Raw genomic sequence first — 22,766 nt, forward strand, 5'->3', positions numbered from 1 at the left:
ACTCCGCTGTGTACCACTTGCCAAGAAACAGACGCAAGCACACTATCAGGTGCAATGACCGATGATTTGATGTGATCAAGCAATTTTTTGGTGCAGTGCAGCTGATACATAGACAATTGAGATTCAGTGCTTGTGCAAGCCCAACTTGTCGAACAAAATTCGGTTACGTCGCCCCGCGTCTTTAATCAACTTGTCGTAGGAAATAATTTCTATGCATCCATTCCCAGCCGCAAGGTTGAAAAAGTACCCTTCGTTATCCGCTGTGCGGTGATAACGGCCATAGACCTGTTTGTGCAGTGATGGCTTCAGGTCAGCTATTAGGTATCCGGTGTAACGAAGATTCGCGGGGTTTATTTGCCGTCCTTCAATATCGTTCACATTGCCGTCGCTGATTTCCCTGAATCGCTGAATGATTTGGTCGGCGGGGTCTTTGTCATAGTCGTCCCGTCCAGGGCGTTTGAATTCGATGATGATGACACCCCCGCTGGGCAAGTTGTCTGACTCAGCCACTCCAATGGGCGTGTCGTAAAAGAACGCAAAAATGTCAGGCTCTTTGCCGGAAGTGCCTTTTAGTCCCGGAACGCTGTTGAGTTTTTTGTCTGATGTCAGCAAGGTGTGATAGCAGAGTCGTTCATCAATAACCCACAGATTTTGCTGTTCAAAGAAAATATCTTTTGAAGTAGCACCCATCGGAAAAATCATCTTATGGAGTACGCGCTCGAACGGGTATTTGTCGTCGGTGCGAACTTTCTTCAAGCTTTGGCTTACGAGGTCGAGTATGGTTCTACGGTGGGCAACGTAGGCCGCCAATTGCGCCTTCCCAATTTCATTGGCTTGTTCAGCAACAATCTGAAATCGTTCTTGATACTGCTCGAAGGTTTCGGTTTCAAAAAGCGCGGCTACATGTCGCGCCTCTTTGCGAACTGAGTCTTCAACATCGCGTTTAACATGCAGCAGTGCCTCGTCTAGCTTTTCAGTGGTTAAGCCGGGCTGAATTCGTTGCTCGATCAGATCCTTGTAGCGAGGATGGGTAAGAGCACGATATTCAGGCGCTTGCTCTACAAATTTTTCGATCTGTGACCGCTTTTCTTCATTCGTAGATTGCAGGTCATCTGCAAGGAGTGGGCGCAATGTGTCTGTTATTCCTCGATTGAGCGATTGTCGAGAAACCAGTGTTTCATCAATATCGGGTTCATCGTCTGGCTGAAAGGAAATTCTGGTGCGCTCCTGATTAGCATGGTCATCGAGGTATTCGCCAGTAACCAAAACAATCAGCGTGTAAGGCTCTTGGTCAGCGTCAAGCAACTTTTCCGGCAATTCGGGCAATAAGTCACGTAATTTGTTCGATGTAACTTCCCGCCCATTTGCGCACAAATGCAGTTCGTGCCTTGAACGGCCATCCCGGTGCCTATAGGCTTGCAAAGCAAAAGTGTGCCCAAGTACATCAAAAAATCTTTCCTCAATGTGAGTCAAGACAGTCGATTCAAAAAGTTTGTGTAAATCAATAGGCGCGTGTCCCGGTGACTCCAACATCATTGGGGGACAAGAGCGTGCTGCAAACCGAATTAAGAAGTGCGCAAGGATTCTCTCGGCAATGATGGCAGGGTCATGCGACCAGCCACCTTTAAACTTGCTGTCCATTCCACGCATTGATATTGCAGTTCCCCGTGTCTCTTTCACTGGCGTAACTTTGTCAGCACCCTTTAAATCGTCTGCGATAGAGAAATCAAATTCACGCAGCAGGGTTTCGCCTTGTCGCTGAAATACACTGCGGATGCGGACGTTTGAAAATACTTTCAAGAAGGTAAAACGGCCAACACCTTTGCCGCCAACTTTGACTTTGGAAAGAGTATGAGCCTCCTGAAAAGAAGCTAGATTTATATCGTCAAACCCCACTCCATCATCGGAAATTTCGAAGCCATCCAGAATAAGAACTTCATCACCGCCTTGGTGAGCTAAATCATGGGCTGCTATGAGCCTAATGCGAATGGCGTGACTCAAAAACCCATCGCGGTGTTCTTCAATTGCGTCGATTGCGTTGGAGATGGCCTCAAACAGCGGCATCATTGCTTTGGCTTGCGAAAGCTCCAGACGGTCAACTAATCCCTTGATGTTTGCGAGCATGTAGTCCCCTTTACATATTGCTGGTCGAGTTAAAGATTCCCAACCAATTTCAACGCATCCCCTACCAGCGATGCCCCATCAATAGGGTTGCTCTCAAATACCATCATGTAGTGATAGCGGAACCCGGTTTCATGCGCAATCTGGTTAGCCTGAGACTCCCAAATTTTTCCAACCTTCAGCTTGTCCTTGGAGTCAGAGTTATCCCTATCATCACCCTTGGTTTCCACCACAATGATGTTCTTGCTCTCAGTGAGAACAATGAAGTCAGGGTAGTGATTCAGGAAACCATTCAGCAAGAAGCCTTTGCCACGCTCAAGGTTTCTGTGCCACCAGACAATGTTTTCCAGTTCTGCAACACCACGGATAACCTTGCTTTCCAAGTTATTCACACTGCCTTCGGTGACATAGAGGCTCTTGCTGATAGCAGGAGCATTTTCACTTGGTGCAATCGTTGCAGGCAACGAGAATGACGGACGAAGTTTTACTTTCTGAGTGGTGAGCCAGTTGCCAAATTCCTTTGCAGCATATTCATTTGCAAGGCTCTGAATCTTGGCCTTAATCAGCTTGACATAATCGTAATCACGCTCAAGGCAATCAGCACGTAGATCAGCATTCATGGCCTCAACAATACGAGTCAGGTAATGTTTGACGTCGTTGTCTTCAATAGGATAGAAAGTATTCTTCCCAATAAGGCTAAAGAGCCTACCAACAATAGAAGTGATTTGACCTGAAGCCGGCTGACTCTTGATGATGCGGTTCAGCTTTTCCTTCTCAGCTTTCTTCACCGCCTTGAAAGCCGGGGCGCTCTCCCCTTTGCCAATCTCTTCAGCGTCTACTGCATAAACATCAGATTCAACTGAAGTGAAGTTGATTGTGGCATCGAGGTTCGCCAAAACGAAGTTGGACAACAGGTTTTCTTTGGCCAGCTTATGCCATTCGTCACCACTGTCAAAGAAGCCACCATCAGAGGGCAGCTTAATGAAAAACTGAGGTAGCTGAATTGCTTTTGCCGACCCTTCAAAGATTGGCTTCATCCTGTGCTCATTCATATGCGCCTTCAGTTCTTCTGGGCAACATTCCCCATCTATAGCACTTGCCTGTTCTTCAAATTGTTGAGCCTGCGCGACAGCTTGGGCCTTGATAGCTTCAACACCAGTAGCGTCATATACAGATGCAGCCGGCTGCTGATCTTCATAGGCACCCGTGCTAGCCGCTTGCTCTACAGCGCTTTGCTCCCAGTCAGGATTGAGCTTGCTCTTTTCAATCTCGAGATCCTGTCCATCACAGGCTTCAGTAGGCTTTTCCTCTTCAAATGGAGAAGTCAGGTTTAGTTGTTCTTGACCTGGTGACGGTGTAAAACCCCGGTCTTGCTCAATCGCTGATAGGTCAAACTCTCTATAGTCCCGCTTGGAAAAACCAGCCTTATTCAAACCTTCAACCACTTGGGTCAAGGTGCTCTGAAAGTGGCTGGAAGAGGTAAACACATAGCTCAAGTTCAGTAGCTCAATGCTGTGCTTTCTGGTGTAAGGCATGCGAAGTACACGCCCCAGAATCTGAGTGACATCCACCACAGACGACTTGTTTGCCAGTGTCGCAAGCACATAGGCAAAAGGACAGTCCCAACCTTCTTTCAGCGCATTGACTGTGATGATGTATCGCACAGAGCAATCACGACTCATCAAATCCACATTCTTCAACTCGTTGATGTTGGCAGTCTTGATGGCAATGTGTTCTTTGGGAATGTTCAAATCCAGCAGAATTTCACGCACCTTCTCAAAGGTGGTGGTGTCGTCCTTGTTCTTCGGTTCAGCCTGGAACAGCACGATGGGTCGAATGTAACCACCGCCCTTTTCTTCAGCTTTCTTAGCGAACTCTTCCAACTGACGCCGCATATTTAGGGCCGCCATGATCACATCTTCTTGACTCCGTTGATTGGCAACAATCACAGGGAGCTTGACCATGTTTTGCTTTTTGAGGCGCAAGGCATCAACATAGCTGATGATGTTGCTGTTATCTCGTGGTGTAGCAGTCAGGTCAAATATGAAACTTGGGTTAAGGTTGCAAAGCATGTCCACCGACAACTTGCTTTCAGCATTGTGGCTTTCATCCACAACCACAATGGGCTTGAGGGTCCGCATGACATTGATGAGCGCTGAAGGATCGGTCCCTTCCAATGGTTCAACAACTTCACTTTCATCATTCAAGAAAGAAGCAAGGTAGCCGTTTTCTTGAAACGCTTTGCGGTTCTCCTTGTTGGTGGCCTTGAGTGAGTCAAACGACATCACAACCACCGATAGCTGCTCTTTCACAGTGTCCGCATTGAACCCTGCACCCTGAAGAACATCAGCCTTCTCATAAATCTGCACACGACCATTGAACAGGTCATTCAATCGCTGACGGTACGGGTGATCAATGTTGGACAGGTTCTTAACTGTCTGTTCAAGGATGGTCAGCGAAGGAACCAGCCAAACCACGAACTTAGGACGTGTAGGGTTGTACTCTGCAAAGGCAGAAAAAACTCTGTCCAAGGCATTTACTGCAATGAATGTTTTGCCACCAGCAGTAGGAACCTTCACACACACATGCGGAACTTCCTTGATGTTATTCTTGTATTCTTGATTGAGAACACCACGATCTTTCCAATAACTGATAAAAGCATTGGGAAGATGACCCTTGCACTCAAGCAGAGATCCCAAATATTTGTTGAGGTCTGTTAGAACATCAGCTTGATAGTCTTTTAGTTCCATTTTTTCTTTTTATTAGAATCGTGTGATGTCGCGCGGAATACGCTTGAATGTGATTCCATGCTTGTAGAGAAAGTCTTTATCTAAAGCACACTTATCAGCATAAATCACAAAATGCTCAGGCCTTGATTGGAGATGGTTGATATTCAAAGCTGCTAAAAACTCAATATCCAGAGATGTAATTCGATCTCGTTCATAGTAAAAAACACATAACGCTGTAGCTGTGGTTCCTATGGCATAAGGACTTACTTTGTTTTGCTTTTCAAATCGCGTTTCTTTGGGAATTCTTTCGGTGTAAGCAACGTAGTCCCGAATGACATCGAGACCAAGCTCTTCATTGAGGTTTTTAACTTCGTTAAATAATGTAGGCCCCACCGTGTAGAAATCAAACGCTCCACCTGTTCCAGGTACAGCTTTTGCTCCATCTCCATACCCGTCAATCACACGGCGCACACGTTCAGCAGTAATGCTTTCTGCATAGTCCATCATTTCGCAAAGAATGAAGCGGCGATTGCCGCCGTCCTGCGCATTTAGCTTTAAAACAGCATGGGCTGTTGTTCCGCTACCAGCAAAGGAATCAAGAATAATACTTTCTGACTTCATTACAAAGCCAAACAAATCTTCAAGTAAAATTGACGGCTTCGGGTAATCAAACGGTTTTGATCCATCTGAAAAAATGTTTTTAATTTCGATTGTTCCAGTTCGACCATCTAATTCAATGAGTGAAGCCAGCTTTGCTTTGTAGTCTTTTACATAAAGCTTTAACTCGATGAGCTTAGATTCATCCTCGCCAAACAAAATGCGGTCTTCATCTAAAAGCTTTTGCATTGTCTCAGGCGGAAACCTATAACCCATCAATGGTTGCTTGCATGCCTTCTTAGTCTCAGGATGAAAAACATCATAGCGATAACCCTCTTTTCCAGGGTTATGGACACTACGGCTTCCTGTGTAAATTCCATCATGATCTATGAACTTGTAGTCTTGGAACGGCCACAACTCTGATTTGTGTTCACGATACCATTCAGTATATGAAGACTTTAGTTCATCCAAGTCTTTGTGTTTTTCAGCCAATTCTTCACCAAGCTCAATTAGTTTTGTTTTGACCTCTAAATATGGGGAGGACCAAATTGGACCAATCAGATTCTTGGATTTTGCGTAGCACAAGATGTACTCATGTTCCAAACTGATATTCGTCGGGTTGTTATCTGTGACATTTCTCCAAACTATTTCTCCAACCCAGTTGCCAGCTCCAAATATTTCTTCAAGCAACAGCTTAAATGTCGCCATCTCATTGCGATCCAGACTAACGAAGAATATACCGTCATCAGCCAACAAGCGATGCAGAAGTTTCAAGCGGGGATACATCATGCAGAGCCACTTATCGTGCCTGCTTAAATCTTCGCCTTCTTTGCCAACCACTTGACCAAGCCATTTCTTGATCTTTGGGTCATTTACATTGTCGTTGTACACCCAGCCTTCATTACCAGTGTTGTAAGGTGGATCAATATAAATGCAATTCACCTTTCCTTCAAATTCGGGAAGAAGGCTTTTCAATGCCTCTAAATTGTCACCATGAATGATTCGGTTGTTCGTGGAATTCGCGGGGGAGTCTTCTTTAGCATTGAAGCTGTATTGCTTATCTAGCAAACGGAATGGAACATCATGATGGTGGTTGACCACCTTATTTTTCCCGACCCAGTGAAGTGTTGGCATATATCTATCTTTTTATAAATCCCTGGAAAATTTGCACCAGAACTGAATCGCCCCGGGTTTCGTGGAGGCCAGTTGGTTTAAAGTTGCTCTGCAAAAGGCATCACTACGTTAGTTCTTTGACGCGGGTGACGCTACGCAGATTGTTCGCCAGTAAACACTATTTGAAATAGATCGTCGGTTTCCCCTTGGTAGCTTTGCGTAAAAGCTGCCGCTTGTGTGCTTGACATGACAGAAGGCAACAGTTTCCACCTCCTTCAGGTGCTTGGCATCTGACACATTCATGCCGCCAAACTTGTTGCGCACGAGGTAGTCACACGTCTCCAATAAGCCGCGCCTGCGGCACAACTCGGCTACAGCCAGGCCCGCCTCCGATTCGGGCAAGAAGACATTGATCTTTTCTTCGGTAATTCTCTTCTTAACGTCCAATTTCCTGTCTAAGGGATTGGACTCCGAGCTTAGGCGCTACTCAAATCTAGGGGACGTCTGTGGAACAGTTAAATATGGACGCCATTGCCGCTGGTGGTGGAAGTGTGCATTGCGCTATACAGCAAGAACCTAAAGCCTATTTCAGCAAGTTTTTTTAGCAGTCACATAGACCAAGAATTTTGCTTTGCCGCATGAATCCAGATAAGCAAGCTAAAAAACACCAAGGTGCTTGACAAAGAATTCCATTTCCATAGATTAAATTAAAAAAGGAATTAATTATGGATTTGTCAAACAAAATAATCATCACAGACGAAGTATCAGCAGAATCATTAGACATTGCCGAAGAAGTCTATTTCGAATTTTCTAAGAAATTACTTGCAGAACTCTACAGAACTCATGCGGGATTTATTGCTGAATACGATCACGAATCAACGACGAAACATAGAATTGCAATGAACTATTTCAACTACTTCAAGGCAGTTTTATCCAAAGACCCAGGTCTTGGACTTTAAATATCAACCCATGACTTGGGCGGCAGTAGCATAACCAGCATATAGGCCGCCTTCAAAGATATAGAGAATTCCTCTATAACCCCGCCAATTTCAATCTTGACAAATCCTCGAAGATTCGCCCTGTCATATATAACCTCGCACACAGCCCCAATAGAAACCATAACCTCGTTATTGATATTTACACTGCCATCCCCGACAGTTATTAGAACTTGTTTCACAACCCCCACCCCTTAGGTCATTCATATTAATACTGGCCAATGTGAGGCATAAAACTGATCTTTGAGAAGGCCCTGCCCTTCCCCGATAGATTCAAAGAATCAGTTTAAGCAATCTTTTTCTTAATTGCTGTCTTAGCCTTTTATGGCCTTCTTCCGTTGCTTAATTGCTTTGGAATTGACCCATCCAGCAAGCACATTTTCACTCTTGATATGGAACTGAAACTTTGAGAAATCAATTCCCCATTCAATTTCTTCCAAAATATTGCGCAAGTTTTCCAGTGCAAATTCTTTACCATACACTGTATGGGTAATGTCACCATCCATGCTATGGCCAAGAATTCTTTTTCGCAGAACCAGGTCAACTAAATTATCAACCATTGCTGCACCAACGTTTTTCCGCAAACTGTGAAAAACCTTTTGGGACTCATCTACTGTAATTAACTCTTTCTTGTATTGAGTCCAATTGTAGGAAATATTCTTTGCATACCCATTAGAGGCAGTTTTAACCAAATACGGAAAAAGCAAAGAATTTTCACCATACTTTCCTTTAACCAGATTAAAGTAATCTAAAAAGTTAGTTTTTAGAAGGCCACTTGTTAATGGCATTTTTCTAATCGAAGAAGGTGTTTTTACTTCCTTGTCTTCACCATTGTCATTAATATCAAAAACCCAAATGCCTTTATCTTGATAAATGTCACTAATGCGAAGCTGTGCAATTTCATCAACCCGCATACCTGTTGACAATGAAATCAACGGCGCGAAGAATTGATCAGGCTTTTTGAACCTTTTGCAATAGGCATCAAAGTTTTCTACAAACAGCCTTTTAATTTCATTTTCCGTATAGGGAATCCATGAGTCTGTGTGTTTATCACGCTCTGATTTTTTCACAAGGTGCATGTTTGCAAACGGATTTTCAAACGTGTACTTCCCTGCCCCAATAGCAAAATCAAAGAAGCCTTTTAAAGTCTTGGTGTAGTTGTCCACAGTCAAGGGACTTTCCTGCAACCTGATCACTTCTTCCCGGTAATCACTGGCATGGGGCTTCCTGATCTCGTCCAGGTAGATCACCCCTTTTGCATCGTAAAAATCAATGAATTTTTTAACACGTGGAAAGTAACCGTCCTGTGTAGCTGGCGCGAAAGTTTTAGCCTTCGCAGCTTTGTAGGAGTCAAAAATATCAATCAGGCGGGTTCTTTTGGCCCAATCTGGTACCGAAGGTAGGGGCGTAGGCGTCCAAGTCTGCTGGGGCTGTTCTGAGAGGTTTGGAGTGTCAAACTGCTCTATGAGGGATTCATAGGCTTCTTTTTCAAGCTGCTTTTGCAAGTCAAAGTCAATTTTTACCCCGTTGGGCAGACTTACTACGAGCTCTCGAAAGTCGTCACCAATGCCAAGATTCTTTTTCATATCAATCGCCCATTGTTCAAAGGCCATGCTGATCTTTAATGAACGCAAGTATGCCTGACGGTGTTCCTTGGTCCTGAGACTCTGGATCACTGCTGGACGACTGACATGGGGGAGAAGAACCTTGGGAACCTTCAAGCGAATGTAGAAGGTTCCGTGCCGATTCTGGTAAGTGTTGCGCATTGTGCAAGTTCCATATTGGAGCTTGCGAACACTTTGGAGTGCTACACCGGGTGCTAGACCAAGTGCTACACCGATCAACTCTCTACTTACCTAAGTCCTTGATTTACAAAGACTTTTAGAAAATGGGGTGGCTGATGGGGCTCGAACCCACGACAACAGGAATCACAATCCTGGACTCTACCAACTGAGCTACAGCCACCGTAGACAAAAATTATAACCTGATTTTCAGGCTCCAGATCAATTCTGGGCTGTTTTGGCAGCACCGGGGGCCGGAACCTTGATTTGCACCTTGAAGCGCTGCTTCAAGCTTTCATAGTAGGCGCTGCTCTCGGACGCAGCAACCCATTGCGCATACTGCGCTTGCTCTTGCTTGCCTTTGGCTTCTTCCACTGCATTGCGTGGCAATACCTTATTGACACGCACCACCACATAGCCTTGGCCGCCCACATCGGCACCGGTAAAGCCGGGTAGCTTGGCCGGATTGACCTTCAATGCAGCATCCACCACAGCACCTGCCAGTCCTTGCGCGGCGTCGCGGGACACCGTGACAGCGGCGGGCATGGCCACGGCATTAGGATTGGCTTGCAAAGCGGCCAGCTTCTCGGTGCCTTCTTTTTTGGCCTGCTCAAGAGCGCGGCTTGCCACCAAACGTTCACGGACCTGGGCCTTCACCTCATTGAGCGCCAAGGGACGCGCCGGGCTATATGCCACCACACGGGCAGAAACCAGTTGATTAGCGCCCAGCTCCAGAGCTTCGGTATTGCGCTTCTTCTCCAGAGAATCGGTACTAAAAATGGCTTCCAACAACTTGGGATTCGCCAAGGGGCCGGCTGCGCCGGGCAGGGGCTGGCGCTGCACATTGGTGGCTGTTTTGACTTCCAGCTTTAAACGCTCGGCAACAGGCTTCAGGCTGTCAGATTGCTCGTACACACCATTGGTGAAGGCCTCTGCCACTTCAGCAAACTTTCGCTGCGCCGATTGAGCGCGCAATTCGGGCTCTAGGCTGACACGGGCCTCTTCGAATGTGGGCTGCTTTGCACCCTTCACATCTGCCAGCTTGATGATGTGGAAGCCGAAATCGGACTCCACCAAGTCGCTGATTTCGCCCTTCTTCATGGAGAACGCAGCATCTTCGAAGGGCTTCACCATCGCCCCACGACCGAAGAAATCGAGGTCTCCACCGCGAGGCGCTGAGCCTACGTCTTGAGAGTTCTTTTTGGCCACCTCGGCAAATGAATCCGGCGCCTTGCGCACTTGGGCCAGCAAAGCCGTCGCACGCTCTTTGGCCTTGGCGCGGTCAGCGGCCGGCATGTCCTTGGGAGCATTGATCAGGATGTGGCTGGCGCGACGCTCTTCTTTCGCACTCAAGCGACTGGCATTTTGCTCAAAGTAGGACTTGAGGTCGGCTTCATTCACGGACACTGTCTTTTTGACGGCTTCCAAGTCCAGCACCACGTACTCCACGTTGGCGGTTTCAGTGGACTGGAACAGGGCCGAATTCGCTTGGAAGTAAGCATCGATATCGGCATCTGATGGATTGATTTTGCTGGCGTAATCCGCAGGGCTGAAACGCAAAACCTGTACTTCACGGCGTTCAAAAAATGCGTTCAGAGCCAAGTCCGATAGTGCCTTGGGAGAAAACGCGGTACCCGTTACGGCGGACTCCACCTGCATCAAGGACAGATCACGCCGTACACGGGCCTCAAAACCTTCTGGGGTCAGTCCTTGGCTCGCAGCCAATTGACGATAACGCTCCATGTCCAGCGTGCCGTCGGGTTTGCGCAAGCTGGCGATGGTAGGGTTTTGCTGCAGCTCACGGGCCAATCGGGCGTTGCTGGTAGTCATGTGGGCGGTTTGCACCGCTTCGGCCATGACCTTTTCACGAACCAAGCGTTCCAGCGTGGTGTAGCGGGCTTCGGCAGAATCCAACAATTTGGGGTCCAGATTCGGCACGGAGGCACGCAGGCGATCCACCTCATTTTTGTGGGCAAAGTCCCACTCTTCTTGAGTGATCTTGGCGTTACCAACGGTTGCGACTGTTGCCCCACCACCGGCCATGCTCTTGTAGCCGTCCACACCGACCAGAACGAAGGCGGGGATGATCAGCAAGAACATGAGGAACATCAAGACCTTCGTGTGCTTGCGAACAAAATCAAACATGCGCTAACTCTCCATGTGAACAACAAAAAAGGCGAACAATTTGTTCGCCTTTGCTGGGTGGGGGTGGTGGGTGATGACGGGCTCGAACCGCCGACCTACGCCTTGTAAGGGCGCCGCTCTACCAACTGAGCTAATCACCCCCCCGAAAACCGGATTTCAGTTCAGGGCATCTTTCAATGCTTTGCCTGGACGGAACTTTGGAACCTTGGCAGCCTTGATTTTAATCGCAGCGCCGGTGCGTGGATTGCGACCTGTGCGAGCAGCGCGCTTACCAACCGCAAATGTACCAAAACCCACGAGGGACACTGTGCCGCCCTTTTTCAAGGTGGTCTTCACTGCGCCGATGGTGGATTCCAAAGCGCGTGTAGCAGCTGCTTTGGAAATGTCAGCGTGCTTAGCAATGTGCTCGATCAATTCTGTTTTATTCACAAGGACCCCTTAGTCGGAAGCGGAGTTAGACGATGTCTCTTCAAATTTCTGATGTATCAAGTACCGGATGATTTGCGCGACGCACAAATTTTCAACGGAACTCACACAATATTGCCGCGGCTTTTAAAGCAGCGCGGAGGCGAATTCTAGACGTAAATCTGCGACCTTCCTGCACTCTTCAAAGTTTTTTATTTGTGAGCGATTGTCATGCCGAAACAGGTTGACAGAATGGCAAACCAGCCAACTTTATTGGGCGCGGGCACGAATTTCCGGAAGGGCCTTTTGCAGGTAGTACACCATGGACCACACGGTGAGCACTGCAGCTATCCAGATCAACCAGACACCCCATACGTGAGTGTCGATAAGCCCGAACAACATACCGTCAAACAACAGGAACGGAATCGCCACCATCTGCACCACGGTCTTGAGTTTGCCGATCATGTGCACTGCCACACTCTTGCTGGCACCGATCTGCGCCATCCACTCCCGCAAGGCGGAGATGGCAATTTCACGGCCGATGATTATCAAGGCCACAAATACGTCGGCTCGCTGCAAGTGCACCAGTACCAGCACACACGCGCACACCAAAAACTTGTCTGCCACCGGGTCGAGGAATGCTCCGAAAGACGAAGTCTGGTTGAGCTTGCGAGCCAGGTAGCCATCCAACCAATCTGTCAGCGCAAACACCACAAACATGACGGTGGCGACCAGATTACGTTCGTGGATGCTGGCCATGCTATCGGGCAGATAGAACACGCCCACGATGAGGGGGATCGCGAAAATTCGCGTCCAGGTCATGATGGTGGGGATGGTGGTAAACATGGCTGGATTGTGGCACGCCTTAGTGCAACGCCCGGTAGATTTCCTCTGCAAGTTCACGCGATATGCCTTCGACCGATGCGATGTCCTGTGCGCTGGCCTGCTCCACCCCGCGCACGCCACCAAAGCGCTGCAACAGCCTGGCGCGCCGTTTGGGGCCAATCCCGGGAATTTCCTCCAGCTTGCTGCCGCCGGTGCGTACCTTGGCCCGCGCAGCGCGCATTCCGGTAATCGCGAAGCGGTGGGCCTCATCGCGGATTTGCGCCACCAACATCAGGGCCGCTGAATCGGCACCCAGATAGACCTTATCGCGCCCATCGGCAAACACCAGCTCCTCCAGCCCGACCTTGCGGCCCTCGCCTTTTTCAACACCCACAATCAGCGACAGGTCCAGCCCCAAGCTCTCAAAAACCTCTTTGGCCATGGACACCTGCCCTTTGCCGCCATCCACCAACACCAAGTCAGGTAGGCGCGCACTATTGCTGGGCGGGGTGCCGCTGTGCTTGGCCTCCCGGATCGCCTCGGCAATCTTGCTGTAACGCCGCGTGAGCACTTGCCGCATGGCGGCGTAGTCGTCCCCGCCGGTGATGCCGTCGATGTTGAAACGCCGGTACTCAGCGTTTTGCATCTTGTGCTGCTGAAAGACCACGCAAGAGGCCTGCGTAGCCTCGCCTGCAGTGTGGGAGATGTCAAAGCACTCGATACGCAATTCGTCGAGGTTTTCGAGCGCAAGGTCGAGGGCATCTGCAAGCGCGCGGGTACGCGCCTGCTGCGAACCCTCTTCGGCCAACAAGCGTGCCAGCTGCAAGCCGGCGTTGGTTTGAGCCATGTCCAACCACGCGCGCCGCTGCTCGCGGGGCTGATGAATCGCTGAGGCCTTCACACCAGTTTGCTCTGCCAGCGCCTGCATCAGGCCCTTGCTCACGGGCTCGCTCACCACCAACACCGAGGGCATGGGCACCTGGATGTAGTGCTGGGCAATAAAGGCTTCGAGCACCTGAACTTCTACCGATGCAGTGGCCAAGCCTTCTTCGGCAGATTCCATGGCTGAGGCGTCTTCCACATGCACCGGAAAGTAAGGCCGGTCGCCCAGATGGCGGCCCCCACGCACCATGGCGAGGTTTACACAGGCCTTGCCGCCTTGCACCTTCACGGCCAGGATGTCCACATCCCGGTCCGACACGTTGTCCACCGACTGCTGGTGCAACACATTCGATAAAGCAGCTACCTGGTTGCGCAACTCAGCTGCCTTCTCAAACTCCAGCTTCTCCGCGTGCGCCATCATGCGGGACTCCAGCCCGCGCATCACATCCTGGGCTTCTCCCCGCAGAAAGCGCTCTGCATTCGCTACATCCTGCGCGTAGTCCAGAGGCTGGATGTGGCCGACACACGGTCCGGAGCAGCGTTTGATCTGGTACAGCAAACAGGGCCGGGTGCGATTGGCAAAAATCGAATCTTCACAAGTGCGCAGGCGGAACACCTTCTGCATCAGCAGGATGGCCTCCTTCACCGCCCACGCGCTGGGGTAAGGGCCGAAGTAGCGGTGCTTTTTTTCCACCGCGCCACGGTAGTAGGACACGCGGGCGAACTCCGCCGGCTGTGGCGCGCGCGCCGTAACAGCAGCAGCAGCGGGAGCCATGTTCTTGGGTACCGGCGGAGTACCGGTCATCTTCAAATACGGGTAACTCTTGTCGTCCCGAAACAGGATGTTGTACTTGGGGTTCAGCGTCTTGATGAGGTTGTTTTCCAGCAGCAGCGCTTCCGCCTCAGAGCGCACCACGGTGGTCTCCATGCGCACGATCTTGCTGACCATGTGCCCGATGCGTGTGCCGCCATGGTTTTTCTGGAAATAGCTGCTGACCCGTTTTTTCAGGCTGATGGCCTTGCCGACATAAAGCACCTGCCCGTCGGCATCGAAATAGCGGTACACGCCGGGCAGGGACGGGAGCGCTGCCACTTCGCGCAGCAACTCTTCAGGATGGGTATCACTCATGGGCGCTATTGTCGGCCCACGCAGCGCCCTTGTGCACAATCGGCGACATGTCCTCCAAGCCCGCCAGCCCGCTCCCCAAGCCACACACCCCAGCCCCTGTATGGCTATGGGATGTGTTCTGCCAAGTCATCGACAACTATGGCGATATCGGCGTGTGCTGGCGCTTGTGCGCTGACCTTGCACAACGCGGCCACACCGTGCGCCTCTGGGTGGATGACAGCAGCGCGCTGGACTGGATGGCCCCCGGAGCGCGCCAAGGCCAATGGCCCGGCATCAGTGTGCGGGCATGGGAAGAAGCCGCGGACGCTGCCAAGCTGCGTGATCTCCCGCCGGCCGATGTGTGGATTGAAGGTTTCGGATGCCATATTGCTCCTGAATTTATAGCTGCTCGCGCACATTCCATCAGCGCTAACGCCCTAAATGACACTAGACCACCAGTCTGGATCAATCTGGAATACCTGTCAGCCGAAGACTATGTGAAACGCTGCCACGCCCTGCCCTCCCCGGTCATGCAGGGCCCTGCCAAAGGTTGGACCAAGCACTTTTATTACCCCGGCTTCACTGCAGGCACTGGAGGCCTTTTGCGCGAGCCGGCCTTGGAAGAATGGCAACACGGGCTGGATGACTCCTGGCGCGGCGCCCGGCTGGCCGACCAAGGCGTAGCCTGGACAGGGGAGCGCCTGATCAGCCTCTTTTGCTATGAACCGGCCGCCCTTGCGCAGGCCTTGGCAGACTGGATGCGCGCCGACACACCGACCTTGCTGCTGGTGACACCGGGGCGGGCAAGGCGCGCGGTAACTGAGGTGTTGCCCAATGCAGAAGCCTTGGCTGGGCTGAGTCTTCACAACAGCCCTTTGCGCCTTCACTACCTCGAAGCCTTGAGCCACCCCGAGTTCGACGCCCTGCTGCAGTGCTGCGACCTCAACTTCGTGCGCGGAGAAGACTCACTGGTACGCGCCCTCTGGGCCGGCCAACCGTTTGTCTGGCACATCTACCCCCAGGACGATGGCGCACACGCCGAGAAACTCGCCGCCTTTCTGGACTGCATGGGTGCAGACGCCACCGTTCGTCAGCTCCATGCGGCATGGAATGGACTGCCACCGATTCACAACGCCCCAGGCCTGCAAACCGCACCGGACTGGGGCCGCTTGCCACTGGATGCATGGCGTCAACAAGTTCAAGGCTGGCGCAACCGGCTGCGCCAGCAGCCGGATCTGGTGAGCGGGCTGCTCAGATTTGTGGAGAAAAGGCGATAAAATACGAGGCTTTGCTGAATTTGCCGCCTGAACTGCGTAGGTTTAAGGGGTGCAAATCATGCCCCGCCGCAGACTGCGGCCTACAGTCGCTGTACGCGACAAACGTCCTCGCAACCCTATGAAAATCGCACAAGAAATCCGCGCCGGCAATGTGATCATGCACGGCAAAGACCCCATGGTCGTCCTGAAAACCGAATACAGCCGCGGCGGCCGCAACTCTGCCACCGTGCGCATGAAGCTCAAGAGCCTGATCGCCAACTTCGGTACCGAAGTGGTGTTCAAGGCCGACGACAAGATGGACCAGATCATTCTGGACAAGAAGGATTGCACTTACTCCTACTTCGCTGATCCCCTGTATGTCTGGATGGATGCCGACTACAACCAGTACGAAGTCGAAGCCGAAAACATGGGCGACTCCCTGAACTACCTGGAAGACGGCATGACCGCCGAAGTGGTGTTCTACGAAGGCAAAGCCATCTCCGTAGAACTTCCCACCAGCGTGGAACGTGAAATCACCTGGACTGAGCCTGCTGTGAAGGGCGATACCTCCGGCAAGGTGCTCAAGCCTGCCAAAATCGCCACCGGCTTCGAAATCGGCGTGCCAATCTTCGTAGCCCAAGGCGACCGCGTTGAAATCGACACCCGTACCGGCGAATATCGCAAGCGCGTCTAATCCACGCACTGCACTGGCCCTTAGGGGCGCTCCAGAAAAAGCTCCCTCGGGAGCTTTTTTTATGGCCGCAAACAAGCTGCAAAAAACGGCACGTCTCTTGCCTTCAGAGTGCCACGAAACTGCCGCACAATGAAGCCATGGAAAACACGCAAAACCTCAACGAAAGCCGTATCGCCAACGCCTGGGCGGACCTGCAAAACCATTCTGACCAGGGCGGCGCCCTGGACCAGGACGCCTACCGCCTGGCCTTTGCAGACCCTGAGTTCCTGCTCCGCCGCGAAACGCGTGGCATCCGCATCCAGCTGGAGATGCTCAAGCCCGACCTGGACCAGGCCGCTCAGGGCGTGGACAACACCGTGGTGGTCTTTGGAAGCGCACGCTTCCCTTCACCCGAAGATGCGGAAGCCTTTGCACAAGCTGCCGAGGCCTCTGGCGATGCACAGCAAATTGCCCTGTCCAAGCGCCATCTGCGCAACGCCAAGCACTACGACAATGCCCGCCTGTTTGCCCGCCTGGTTGCGGGCCACAGCGCCCGCAAACCCCGCGAGGAGCGCCTGTTCATCTGCACCGGTGGCGGCCCCGGCATCATGGAAGCGGCCAACCGAGGCGCCCACGAGATGGGTGCACTCACCCCCGGCCTGAACATCACCCTGCCGCATGAGCAACGGGCCAACCCTTACGTGACACCGTCCTTGAGCTTCAAGTTCCACTACTTCGCCACCCGCAAGATGCATTTCATGATGCGTGCCAAAGCGCTGGTGGCGTTTCCTGGCGGCTTCGGCACCCTGGACGAGCTGTTTGAAGTGATCACGCTGGTACAGACCAAAAAGGCCAAGCCGGTGCCCATCATCCTGTTCGGTACGGACTACTGGAAACGCCTGATCAACATTGATGTGCTGGTGGAGGAAGGCGCAATTTCGCCCGAAGACCTGAACCTGCTGCACTACACCGACGACCCGCAGGACGCCTGGGACACCATCCGCAACTTTTACGGACTTCCCGTCTGAGGCCCTGCACGCAGGCCCCAGGCTGCGTGTGAACCCAGCCCCACCAGGGCACCCACGGTCCAGAACACCACCGACACCCCCACCACCACACCCGCCGTGCCAAAGAGCATGGGCATGAGCACGCTGGAGAGGTTGATGGTCATCAGACGCAGCGCAATCGCCTGGCCGTGCATGGCATGCGGCGTGATCTGGTGCAGGGTGCTCATGATCATGGGTTGCACCGTACCCAGCGTCAGCCCCAGCAACACTGAGCACACGCCCATGGCCCAGGCGCTGGGCATCAAGGGATAGACCGCAAATAGCAGCGCCGTCACCACCATGGCCGTGGTGACCACCGCCCATTCGCGCAGGCGCGACGCCAGCAGCGGCAGAAACACCCGCACTACCGCTGCTGCCACCGCAAAAGCACCGAGGATGGTGCCGATGACCGAGGCGCTATAGCCGCGCTCATGGCCCAGTACCGGCACCACAAAGGTGTGCACGTCCCAGCAGCTGGAGAGCAACCAGTTCACCAGCAACAGGCGGCGCATCATCGGCTCTTTGAACAGGGGCCAGGCACTGGGTGGTACGCCACCCGCATGCACCACGGGTTCCAGCTCCCGCGTGGTCCGCACACACCACCAAGCCAACGATGGCAGCAGCGCCGTCAGCGCAAACGCAGCCATAAAGCCGTTGTGGTCGGCCACCTTGCCGCCCAGCCACACACCGGCATGGTCAATCAACAAGCCTGCGCACACCGGGCCCAGGAAGTTGGAGATCGCAGGCCCGATGGACAGCCAGCTGAACACGCGGCGCAAATCGGTGGCGTCCGCGGCCGCCCGCCCCACGTGGCGCTGCAAGGCAATGGCGGCAGAACCGGTAGCGCCACCCATCATCAGCGCCGCAAAACACAGCACGGCGAATTGCGGATACAGGGCAGCCGCAGTGGCCCCGGTAATCGACGCCACCACCGCCCAGGACACCGGCTTGCGCAAGCCATGCCGGTCCGCAAAGCGCCCGGCCGGCAACGCCAGAAACACCTGCGACAAAGAAAACAAGGCCAGTAAAAAACCCACCGCCAACGGTCCGTAGCCCTGCTGCAAGGCCCACAGCGGCGCAGCCAGTCGCATGCCCGCCATGCTGGCATGCAGGCACACATGACCGCTGATCAGGCGCAGCAAAGCCCAAGGGCTTTTGGGGGGGGCGCTAACTGCTGAATGTGCAGGGGCGTGCAGGCCGCTCATAGTCCGGCGCCGTCGGCTTCCCGGTCCAGATCAGGATCACGATCTATGGGCAACAAAGCTTGCGCCTGGGTGTCCGGCAGGGCCTCCACCTTTTTGAGTGCCCGCCCCATGGCGCGGCTGCGCACTTCGGCGCTGTCCAGGGTTTTGAGCACGGTCTCGGTTTGCGACTTGACCTTGGCCAGCACATCGCCGAACTTGCTGAACTCGGTTTTGACAGCACCTAGCACATGCCACACCTCGCTGGAGCGCTTTTCCAAGGCCAGCGTTCGAAAGCCCATTTGTAGCGAGCTGAGCATGGCCAACAAGGTGGTGGGCCCGGCCAGGGTAATGCGGTGCTCGCGCTGCAAAGCTTCCATCAGGCCGGGGCGGCGCAGCACTTCAGCGTACAGGCCTTCGGTCGGCAGGAAAAGGATGGCGAAGTCGGTGGTGTGCGGGGGCTCCACATACTTCTCGGAAATCGACTTGGCCTCCAGCCTGATACGCATTTCCAGCGCCTTGCCGGCGGCCTCGGCAGCGGCGGCATCCGCCCTGCCCTGCGCGTCGAGCAGCCGCTCGTAGTCTTCGTTGGGGAACTTGGCGTCAATCGGCAGCCACAAGGGCTCACCATTGTCCGATTTGCCGGGCAGCTTGATGGCGAAATCGACCACATTCTTGCTGCCGGGACGGGTGGCGACCTGCGTGGCGTACTGGTCAGGCACAAACACCTGCTCCAAGAGCGATGCCAATTGGGCCTCACCGAACATGCCACGGGTTTTGACGTTGGTGAGCAGATGTTTCAAGTCGCCCACGCCTTGGGCTAGCGACTGCATTTCGCCCAGCCCTTTGTGCACCTGCTCCAGCCGCTCGGCCACTTGCTTGAAGCTCTCGCCCAAACGGGCTTGCAAGGTGGTCTGCAACTTCTCGTCCACCGTGGCGCGCATCTCGTCGAGCTTGGCGGAATTGGTGGTCTGCAGCTGGGCCAATTGGGCCTCGAGGGTCTGGCGCACCTCGGCCATGCGGCGGGCATTCGATTCGCTCAGGGCACTGAGCTGGTTGGCCAGGGTGTCGGACAGGGTCTTCTGCAAGAGCGCGAGTTGCTGGCCGAAGGCGTCGATCTGGGTGTTCTGGGTGCGGGTGGCTTCGGCGGTTTGCTGCACCAGACTTTGCTGGAAAGTGGCAAGGTTTTGTGCCAGCTCCTGACGACCACTGCGCGCGCTCTCTTGCACCTCGCGGCGCAGCTCGCGCTCCACGCGCTCGCTGCTGCTTTGCAGGCGAGCCAATAGCTCCTGGCGCTGGGCCTCCAGTTGGGCTGCTTCTTGGGCACGAGCCTGCGGGTCGTTGCCAGCGCGGCTACGCAACAGCAGCACCAGCAACACAAGTTGCAAGAGGCCCAAAACCACTCCCGCCACCACCATCCATTCCGTCATAGATTCCTTCTAGTTATGCATCATTTTGGCCGCTAGCACTCATTGAATATGCGTGAGCAGCTATCAATTAAATAGCAAAACCACACACAAGGCATGATGCGCACTTGCGTGAACCTGCCCTCCGCCCAAGCTTCAACGCCGCACGGCGCCTAGTGTGTTCACCGGGGTGAGCACCTCGCCGGTCGCAAAAAAGCGCAGCAAGTTGTCAGCGGCCAGCTGGGCCATGGCTCGGCGCGTGGCCAGGGTCGCGCTGGCAATATGCGGGGTCAGCACCACGTTGGGCACTGTCAGCAACTCCGGGTGCACTTGGGGTTCGCCTTCAAACACGTCCAGCCCGGCCGCGGCAATCTGCCCGCTGCGCAGGGCGTGGGCCAGCGCCGCATCGTCCACAATGCCGCCGCGCGCAATGTTGGTCAGGGTGGCAGTGGGCTTCATCTGCGCCAACTCCGCCGCACCGATGCTGTGGTGCGATTCGGCCGAGTACGGCAACACCAGCACCAGATGGTCGGCTTGTGCAAGCAGCGTCGCTTTGTCTACATACTGCGCGCCACAAGCCGCTTCCAGCCCCGCATCCAACCGGCTGCGGTTGTGATACATCACCTTCATGCCGAAGCCGTGGAAACCGCGCCGCGCAATGCCCTGGCCGATGCGCCCCATGCCCAGAATGCCGAGAGTGGCGCCATGGATGTCGCTGCCGCAAAACATGTCGTAGCTCCAGCGCTTCCACAAACCGGCGCGCAAAAAGTGCTCGCTCTCGGCCATGCGGCGGGCGGTGGCCATCATCAGCGCGAAGCCGAAGTCGGCGGTGGTCTCCGTGAGCACATCCGGGGCATTGGTGCCCAGCACACCGCTGGCCGTCATGGCCGGCACATCGAAGTTGTTAAAGCCCACGGCCATGTTGGCGCAAATTTTGAGCTGCGGGCAGGCCTGCAGCAGCTCGGCGCTGATGCGCTCGCCACCGGTGGTGAGCACCCCGTCTTTACCTTGCAGGCGGGTGGTCAAGTCCTGAGCAGACCAGACAGCGTCCGCCTGGTTGTGTTCTACCTCGAACACCGCTTCCAACTGGGCGAGCACTTCCGGGAAGATGGCCCGGCTGACCAGGATGCGGGGCTTGGAACTTGATGATGTCATGCTGAAACAGGGGGTTGGGTGGCGGGCACGGCGGAGACTTCCACCGGGCTCGGGATTTCAAACACCTGGCGCAAGTAGGCCAGGTATTTCTCGTCATCGCACATGTTCTTGGACGGTGTGTCGGAGAGCTTGGCCACCGGCTGGCCGTTGCAACGCACCATCTTGATGACGATTTGCAGCGGCGTGTAGCCGAGATCATTGGTCAGATTAGTGCCGATGCCGAAGGCTAGCTGGCAGCGCCCGCGGAACTGCTGGTAGAGCTCGATGGTGCGAGGAATGGTCAAGCCATCGCTGAAGATCAAGGTTTTGGTGCGCGGGTTGACCCGGTTGCGCAAGTAGTGGTCGATCATGCGCTCGCCCCAGGTGAACGGGTCGCCGCTGTCGTGGCGCGCGCCGTCGAAGAGCTTGCAGAAAAACATGTCAAAGTCGCGCAGAAAGGCATTCATGCCGTACACATCGCTGAGCGCAATGCCCAGGTCGCCGCGGTACTCCCGGGCCCAGGACTCAAAGGCGAATATCTGGCTGTCCCGCAAGCGCGGGCCCAAAGCCTGAGAGGCTTGCAGGTATTCGTGGGCCATGGTGCCCAAAGGCGTGAGCCCCAGCTTCATGGCGAGCAATACATTGCTGGTACCGGCCAACTGACCAGGGCGTCCCACCGCATTGCCGGGGCTTTGCAGGGTGCCCAGCTTGGCGCTGAGCACGCGCAGCACTTCGTCGTGCCAGGCGCGGGAGAAGCGGCGGCGGGTGCCGTAATCGGCGATCTTCAGGTCTTCCAGCCCGTCTGCACGCAACTGCTCGATCTTGGTTTCCAGGCGCTTGCGCCCTTCCACAAAATCCGGCACGCGCTGGGTGTTGCGGAAGTACACCTCGTTCACGATGGCCAACACCGGAATTTCAAACAAGATGGTGTGCAGCCACGGACCGACGATGCTGATGTCCAACTCACCATGGGCCAGGGGGGTGACGGTGATGTACTTTTCGTTCAGGCGGAACAGCCCCAGAAAGTCCACGAAGTCGCTTTTGATAAAGCGCATGGACCGCAGATAGGCCAGCTCGCTCTCCTGGAACTGAAGGCTGCACAGGGAACGGATTTCCTCGCGGATTTCTGCCGCATGGGCTGCCAGATCCATGCCCGGGTTGCGGCACTTGAAGCGGTACTCCACCTGCGCCCCCGGAAACTGATGCAGCACCACTTGCATCATGGTGAATTTGTAGAGGTCGGTGTCCAGCAGACTGGTGATGATCATGAGGCGTTCAAGCGGCCATGCGTAGCCGCGAGGAAAATTGCTATCAATTCAGGAGCTGCTCGCGCATACAGAATGTGCGCCAGCAGCCATTTTCATTCACA

The 22,766-nt window shown here is 53.7% G+C and carries 16 protein-coding genes, 2 tRNA genes and 1 pseudogene; 4 read left to right on the plus strand and 15 right to left on the minus strand.

Annotated features, from left to right (window positions below; genetic code table 11):
- Nucleotides 1-123: 123 nt before the first annotated feature.
- From ACOAP0_RS01845 to ACOAP0_RS01860, 4 genes and pseudogenes are all read right to left on the minus strand, one after another.
- A complete protein-coding gene (locus ACOAP0_RS01845; protein WP_498375831.1) occupies nt 124-2,124 on the minus strand; it encodes an ATP-binding protein in 2,001 nt (666 codons plus the stop codon).
- A 29-nt stretch (nt 2,125-2,153) separates the two neighbouring features.
- Nucleotides 2,154-4,871: a DEAD/DEAH box helicase gene (locus ACOAP0_RS01850; RefSeq protein WP_498375830.1), complete on the minus strand. Its 2,718-nt coding sequence runs from the start codon at nt 4,869-4,871 to the stop codon at nt 2,154-2,156.
- Between the two features lie 12 nt (nt 4,872-4,883).
- Nucleotides 4,884-6,581 (minus strand): site-specific DNA-methyltransferase, encoded by a 1,698-nt coding sequence (locus ACOAP0_RS01855; RefSeq protein ID WP_498375829.1) that lies wholly within the window; start codon nt 6,579-6,581, stop codon nt 4,884-4,886.
- A 240-nt stretch (nt 6,582-6,821) separates the two neighbouring features.
- Nucleotides 6,822-7,007: pseudogene (locus ACOAP0_RS01860) on the minus strand (transposase); the annotation flags it as partial.
- 278 nt (nt 7,008-7,285) lie between these two features.
- Between ACOAP0_RS01860 and ACOAP0_RS01865 the strand changes: the two are divergent.
- On the plus strand, nt 7,286-7,519 hold the full coding sequence (locus ACOAP0_RS01865; RefSeq protein ID WP_498375828.1) for a hypothetical protein: 234 nt from the start codon (nt 7,286-7,288) through the stop codon (nt 7,517-7,519).
- 350 nt (nt 7,520-7,869) lie between these two features.
- Here ACOAP0_RS01865 and ACOAP0_RS01870 read toward each other — a convergent pair whose 3' ends face one another.
- The 7 genes from ACOAP0_RS01870 to uvrC all read right to left on the minus strand — a co-directional run bounded on the left by ACOAP0_RS01870 (nt 7,870) and on the right by uvrC (nt 14,722).
- A complete protein-coding gene (locus tag ACOAP0_RS01870) occupies nt 7,870-9,321 on the minus strand; it encodes a tyrosine-type recombinase/integrase (RefSeq protein WP_498375826.1) in 1,452 nt (483 codons plus the stop codon).
- A 123-nt stretch (nt 9,322-9,444) separates the two neighbouring features.
- Nucleotides 9,445-9,520 (minus strand) — tRNA-His (locus ACOAP0_RS01875).
- A gap of 38 nt (nt 9,521-9,558) precedes the next feature.
- Entirely contained in the window at nt 9,559-11,481 is a 1,923-nt protein-coding gene (locus tag ACOAP0_RS01880; protein WP_498375824.1) for a SurA N-terminal domain-containing protein, read from the minus strand.
- Between the two features lie 64 nt (nt 11,482-11,545).
- Nucleotides 11,546-11,621 (minus strand) — tRNA-Val (locus ACOAP0_RS01885).
- Between the two features lie 16 nt (nt 11,622-11,637).
- Complete coding sequence (locus ACOAP0_RS01890) at nt 11,638-11,910, minus strand: HU family DNA-binding protein (protein ID WP_066709320.1); 273 nt, start codon at nt 11,908-11,910, stop codon at nt 11,638-11,640.
- A gap of 246 nt (nt 11,911-12,156) precedes the next feature.
- Nucleotides 12,157-12,732 (minus strand): CDP-diacylglycerol--glycerol-3-phosphate 3-phosphatidyltransferase, encoded by a 576-nt coding sequence (gene pgsA / locus ACOAP0_RS01895; RefSeq protein ID WP_087494215.1) that lies wholly within the window; start codon nt 12,730-12,732, stop codon nt 12,157-12,159.
- Nucleotides 12,733-12,751: 19 nt separating this feature from the next.
- On the minus strand, nt 12,752-14,722 hold the full coding sequence (gene uvrC / locus ACOAP0_RS01900; protein WP_498375822.1) for an excinuclease ABC subunit UvrC: 1,971 nt from the start codon (nt 14,720-14,722) through the stop codon (nt 12,752-12,754).
- A gap of 47 nt (nt 14,723-14,769) precedes the next feature.
- On the opposite strand from uvrC, the gene earP reads away from it, so the two are divergent.
- The 3 genes from earP (at nt 14,770) to ACOAP0_RS01915 (ending at nt 17,658) form a co-directional block, all read left to right on the plus strand.
- Nucleotides 14,770-15,978 (plus strand): elongation factor P maturation arginine rhamnosyltransferase EarP, encoded by a 1,209-nt coding sequence (gene earP / locus ACOAP0_RS01905; protein ID WP_498375821.1) that lies wholly within the window; start codon nt 14,770-14,772, stop codon nt 15,976-15,978.
- Nucleotides 15,979-16,096: 118 nt separating this feature from the next.
- On the plus strand, nt 16,097-16,651 hold the full coding sequence (efp, locus tag ACOAP0_RS01910) for an elongation factor P (RefSeq protein ID WP_087494218.1): 555 nt from the start codon (nt 16,097-16,099) through the stop codon (nt 16,649-16,651).
- Between the two features lie 137 nt (nt 16,652-16,788).
- Nucleotides 16,789-17,658, plus strand: coding sequence for an LOG family protein (locus ACOAP0_RS01915; RefSeq protein ID WP_498375819.1), 870 nt, complete (start codon nt 16,789-16,791; stop codon nt 17,656-17,658).
- Here the strand turns inward: ACOAP0_RS01915 and ACOAP0_RS01920 are convergent.
- The 4 genes from ACOAP0_RS01920 to pncB all read right to left on the minus strand — a co-directional run bounded on the left by ACOAP0_RS01920 (nt 17,640) and on the right by pncB (nt 22,665).
- Nucleotides 17,640-18,881 carry an MFS transporter gene (locus ACOAP0_RS01920; RefSeq protein ID WP_498375818.1) on the minus strand — a complete coding sequence of 414 codons (1,242 nt, stop codon included), beginning with the start codon at nt 18,879-18,881 and terminating at the stop codon, nt 17,640-17,642. The two genes, ACOAP0_RS01915 and ACOAP0_RS01920, sit on opposite strands and share 19 nt — an antisense overlap.
- The gene (locus tag ACOAP0_RS01925) at nt 18,878-20,287 is read right to left on the minus strand and encodes a DNA recombination protein RmuC (protein WP_498375816.1); all 1,410 of its coding nucleotides are present in this window, start codon (nt 20,285-20,287) and stop codon (nt 18,878-18,880) included. The genes ACOAP0_RS01920 and ACOAP0_RS01925 overlap by 4 nt, the downstream gene beginning before the upstream one ends.
- 132 nt (nt 20,288-20,419) lie before the next feature.
- Nucleotides 20,420-21,418 carry a 2-hydroxyacid dehydrogenase gene (locus tag ACOAP0_RS01930; RefSeq protein ID WP_498375815.1) on the minus strand — a complete coding sequence of 333 codons (999 nt, stop codon included), beginning with the start codon at nt 21,416-21,418 and terminating at the stop codon, nt 20,420-20,422.
- A complete protein-coding gene (gene pncB, locus ACOAP0_RS01935) occupies nt 21,415-22,665 on the minus strand; it encodes a nicotinate phosphoribosyltransferase (RefSeq protein WP_498375814.1) in 1,251 nt (416 codons plus the stop codon). The genes ACOAP0_RS01930 and pncB overlap by 4 nt, the downstream gene beginning before the upstream one ends.
- Between the last annotated feature and the right edge of the window lie 101 nt (nt 22,666-22,766).

The sequence above is a fragment of the Curvibacter sp. Hmag1.1 genome (assembly GCF_059769165.1).

Excerpts from the sequence above, each read along its gene's own strand:
- ACOAP0_RS01930 (WP_498375815.1), bottom strand. The coding sequence starts at position 21,418 with ATGACATCATCAAGTTCCAAGCCCCGCATCCTGGTCAGCCGGGCCATC.
- ACOAP0_RS01855 (WP_498375829.1), bottom strand. The coding sequence starts at position 6,581 with ATGCCAACACTTCACTGGGTCGGGAAAAATAAGGTGGTCAACCACCAT.
- ACOAP0_RS01925 (WP_498375816.1), bottom strand. The coding sequence starts at position 20,287 with ATGACGGAATGGATGGTGGTGGCGGGAGTGGTTTTGGGCCTCTTGCAA.
- efp (WP_087494218.1), top strand. The coding sequence starts at position 16,097 with ATGAAAATCGCACAAGAAATCCGCGCCGGCAATGTGATCATGCACGGC.
- earP (WP_498375821.1), top strand. The coding sequence starts at position 14,770 with ATGTCCTCCAAGCCCGCCAGCCCGCTCCCCAAGCCACACACCCCAGCC.
- ACOAP0_RS01915 (WP_498375819.1), top strand. The coding sequence starts at position 16,789 with ATGGAAAACACGCAAAACCTCAACGAAAGCCGTATCGCCAACGCCTGG.
- pncB (WP_498375814.1), bottom strand. The coding sequence starts at position 22,665 with ATGATCATCACCAGTCTGCTGGACACCGACCTCTACAAATTCACCATG.
- ACOAP0_RS01865 (WP_498375828.1), top strand. The coding sequence starts at position 7,286 with ATGGATTTGTCAAACAAAATAATCATCACAGACGAAGTATCAGCAGAA.
- ACOAP0_RS01880 (WP_498375824.1), bottom strand. The coding sequence starts at position 11,481 with ATGTTTGATTTTGTTCGCAAGCACACGAAGGTCTTGATGTTCCTCATG.
- ACOAP0_RS01850 (WP_498375830.1), bottom strand. The coding sequence starts at position 4,871 with ATGGAACTAAAAGACTATCAAGCTGATGTTCTAACAGACCTCAACAAA.
- ACOAP0_RS01920 (WP_498375818.1), bottom strand. The coding sequence starts at position 18,881 with ATGAGCGGCCTGCACGCCCCTGCACATTCAGCAGTTAGCGCCCCCCCC.
- pgsA (WP_087494215.1), bottom strand. The coding sequence starts at position 12,732 with ATGTTTACCACCATCCCCACCATCATGACCTGGACGCGAATTTTCGCG.
- ACOAP0_RS01870 (WP_498375826.1), bottom strand. The coding sequence starts at position 9,321 with ATGCGCAACACTTACCAGAATCGGCACGGAACCTTCTACATTCGCTTG.
- uvrC (WP_498375822.1), bottom strand. The coding sequence starts at position 14,722 with ATGAGTGATACCCATCCTGAAGAGTTGCTGCGCGAAGTGGCAGCGCTC.
- ACOAP0_RS01845 (WP_498375831.1), bottom strand. The coding sequence starts at position 2,124 with ATGCTCGCAAACATCAAGGGATTAGTTGACCGTCTGGAGCTTTCGCAA.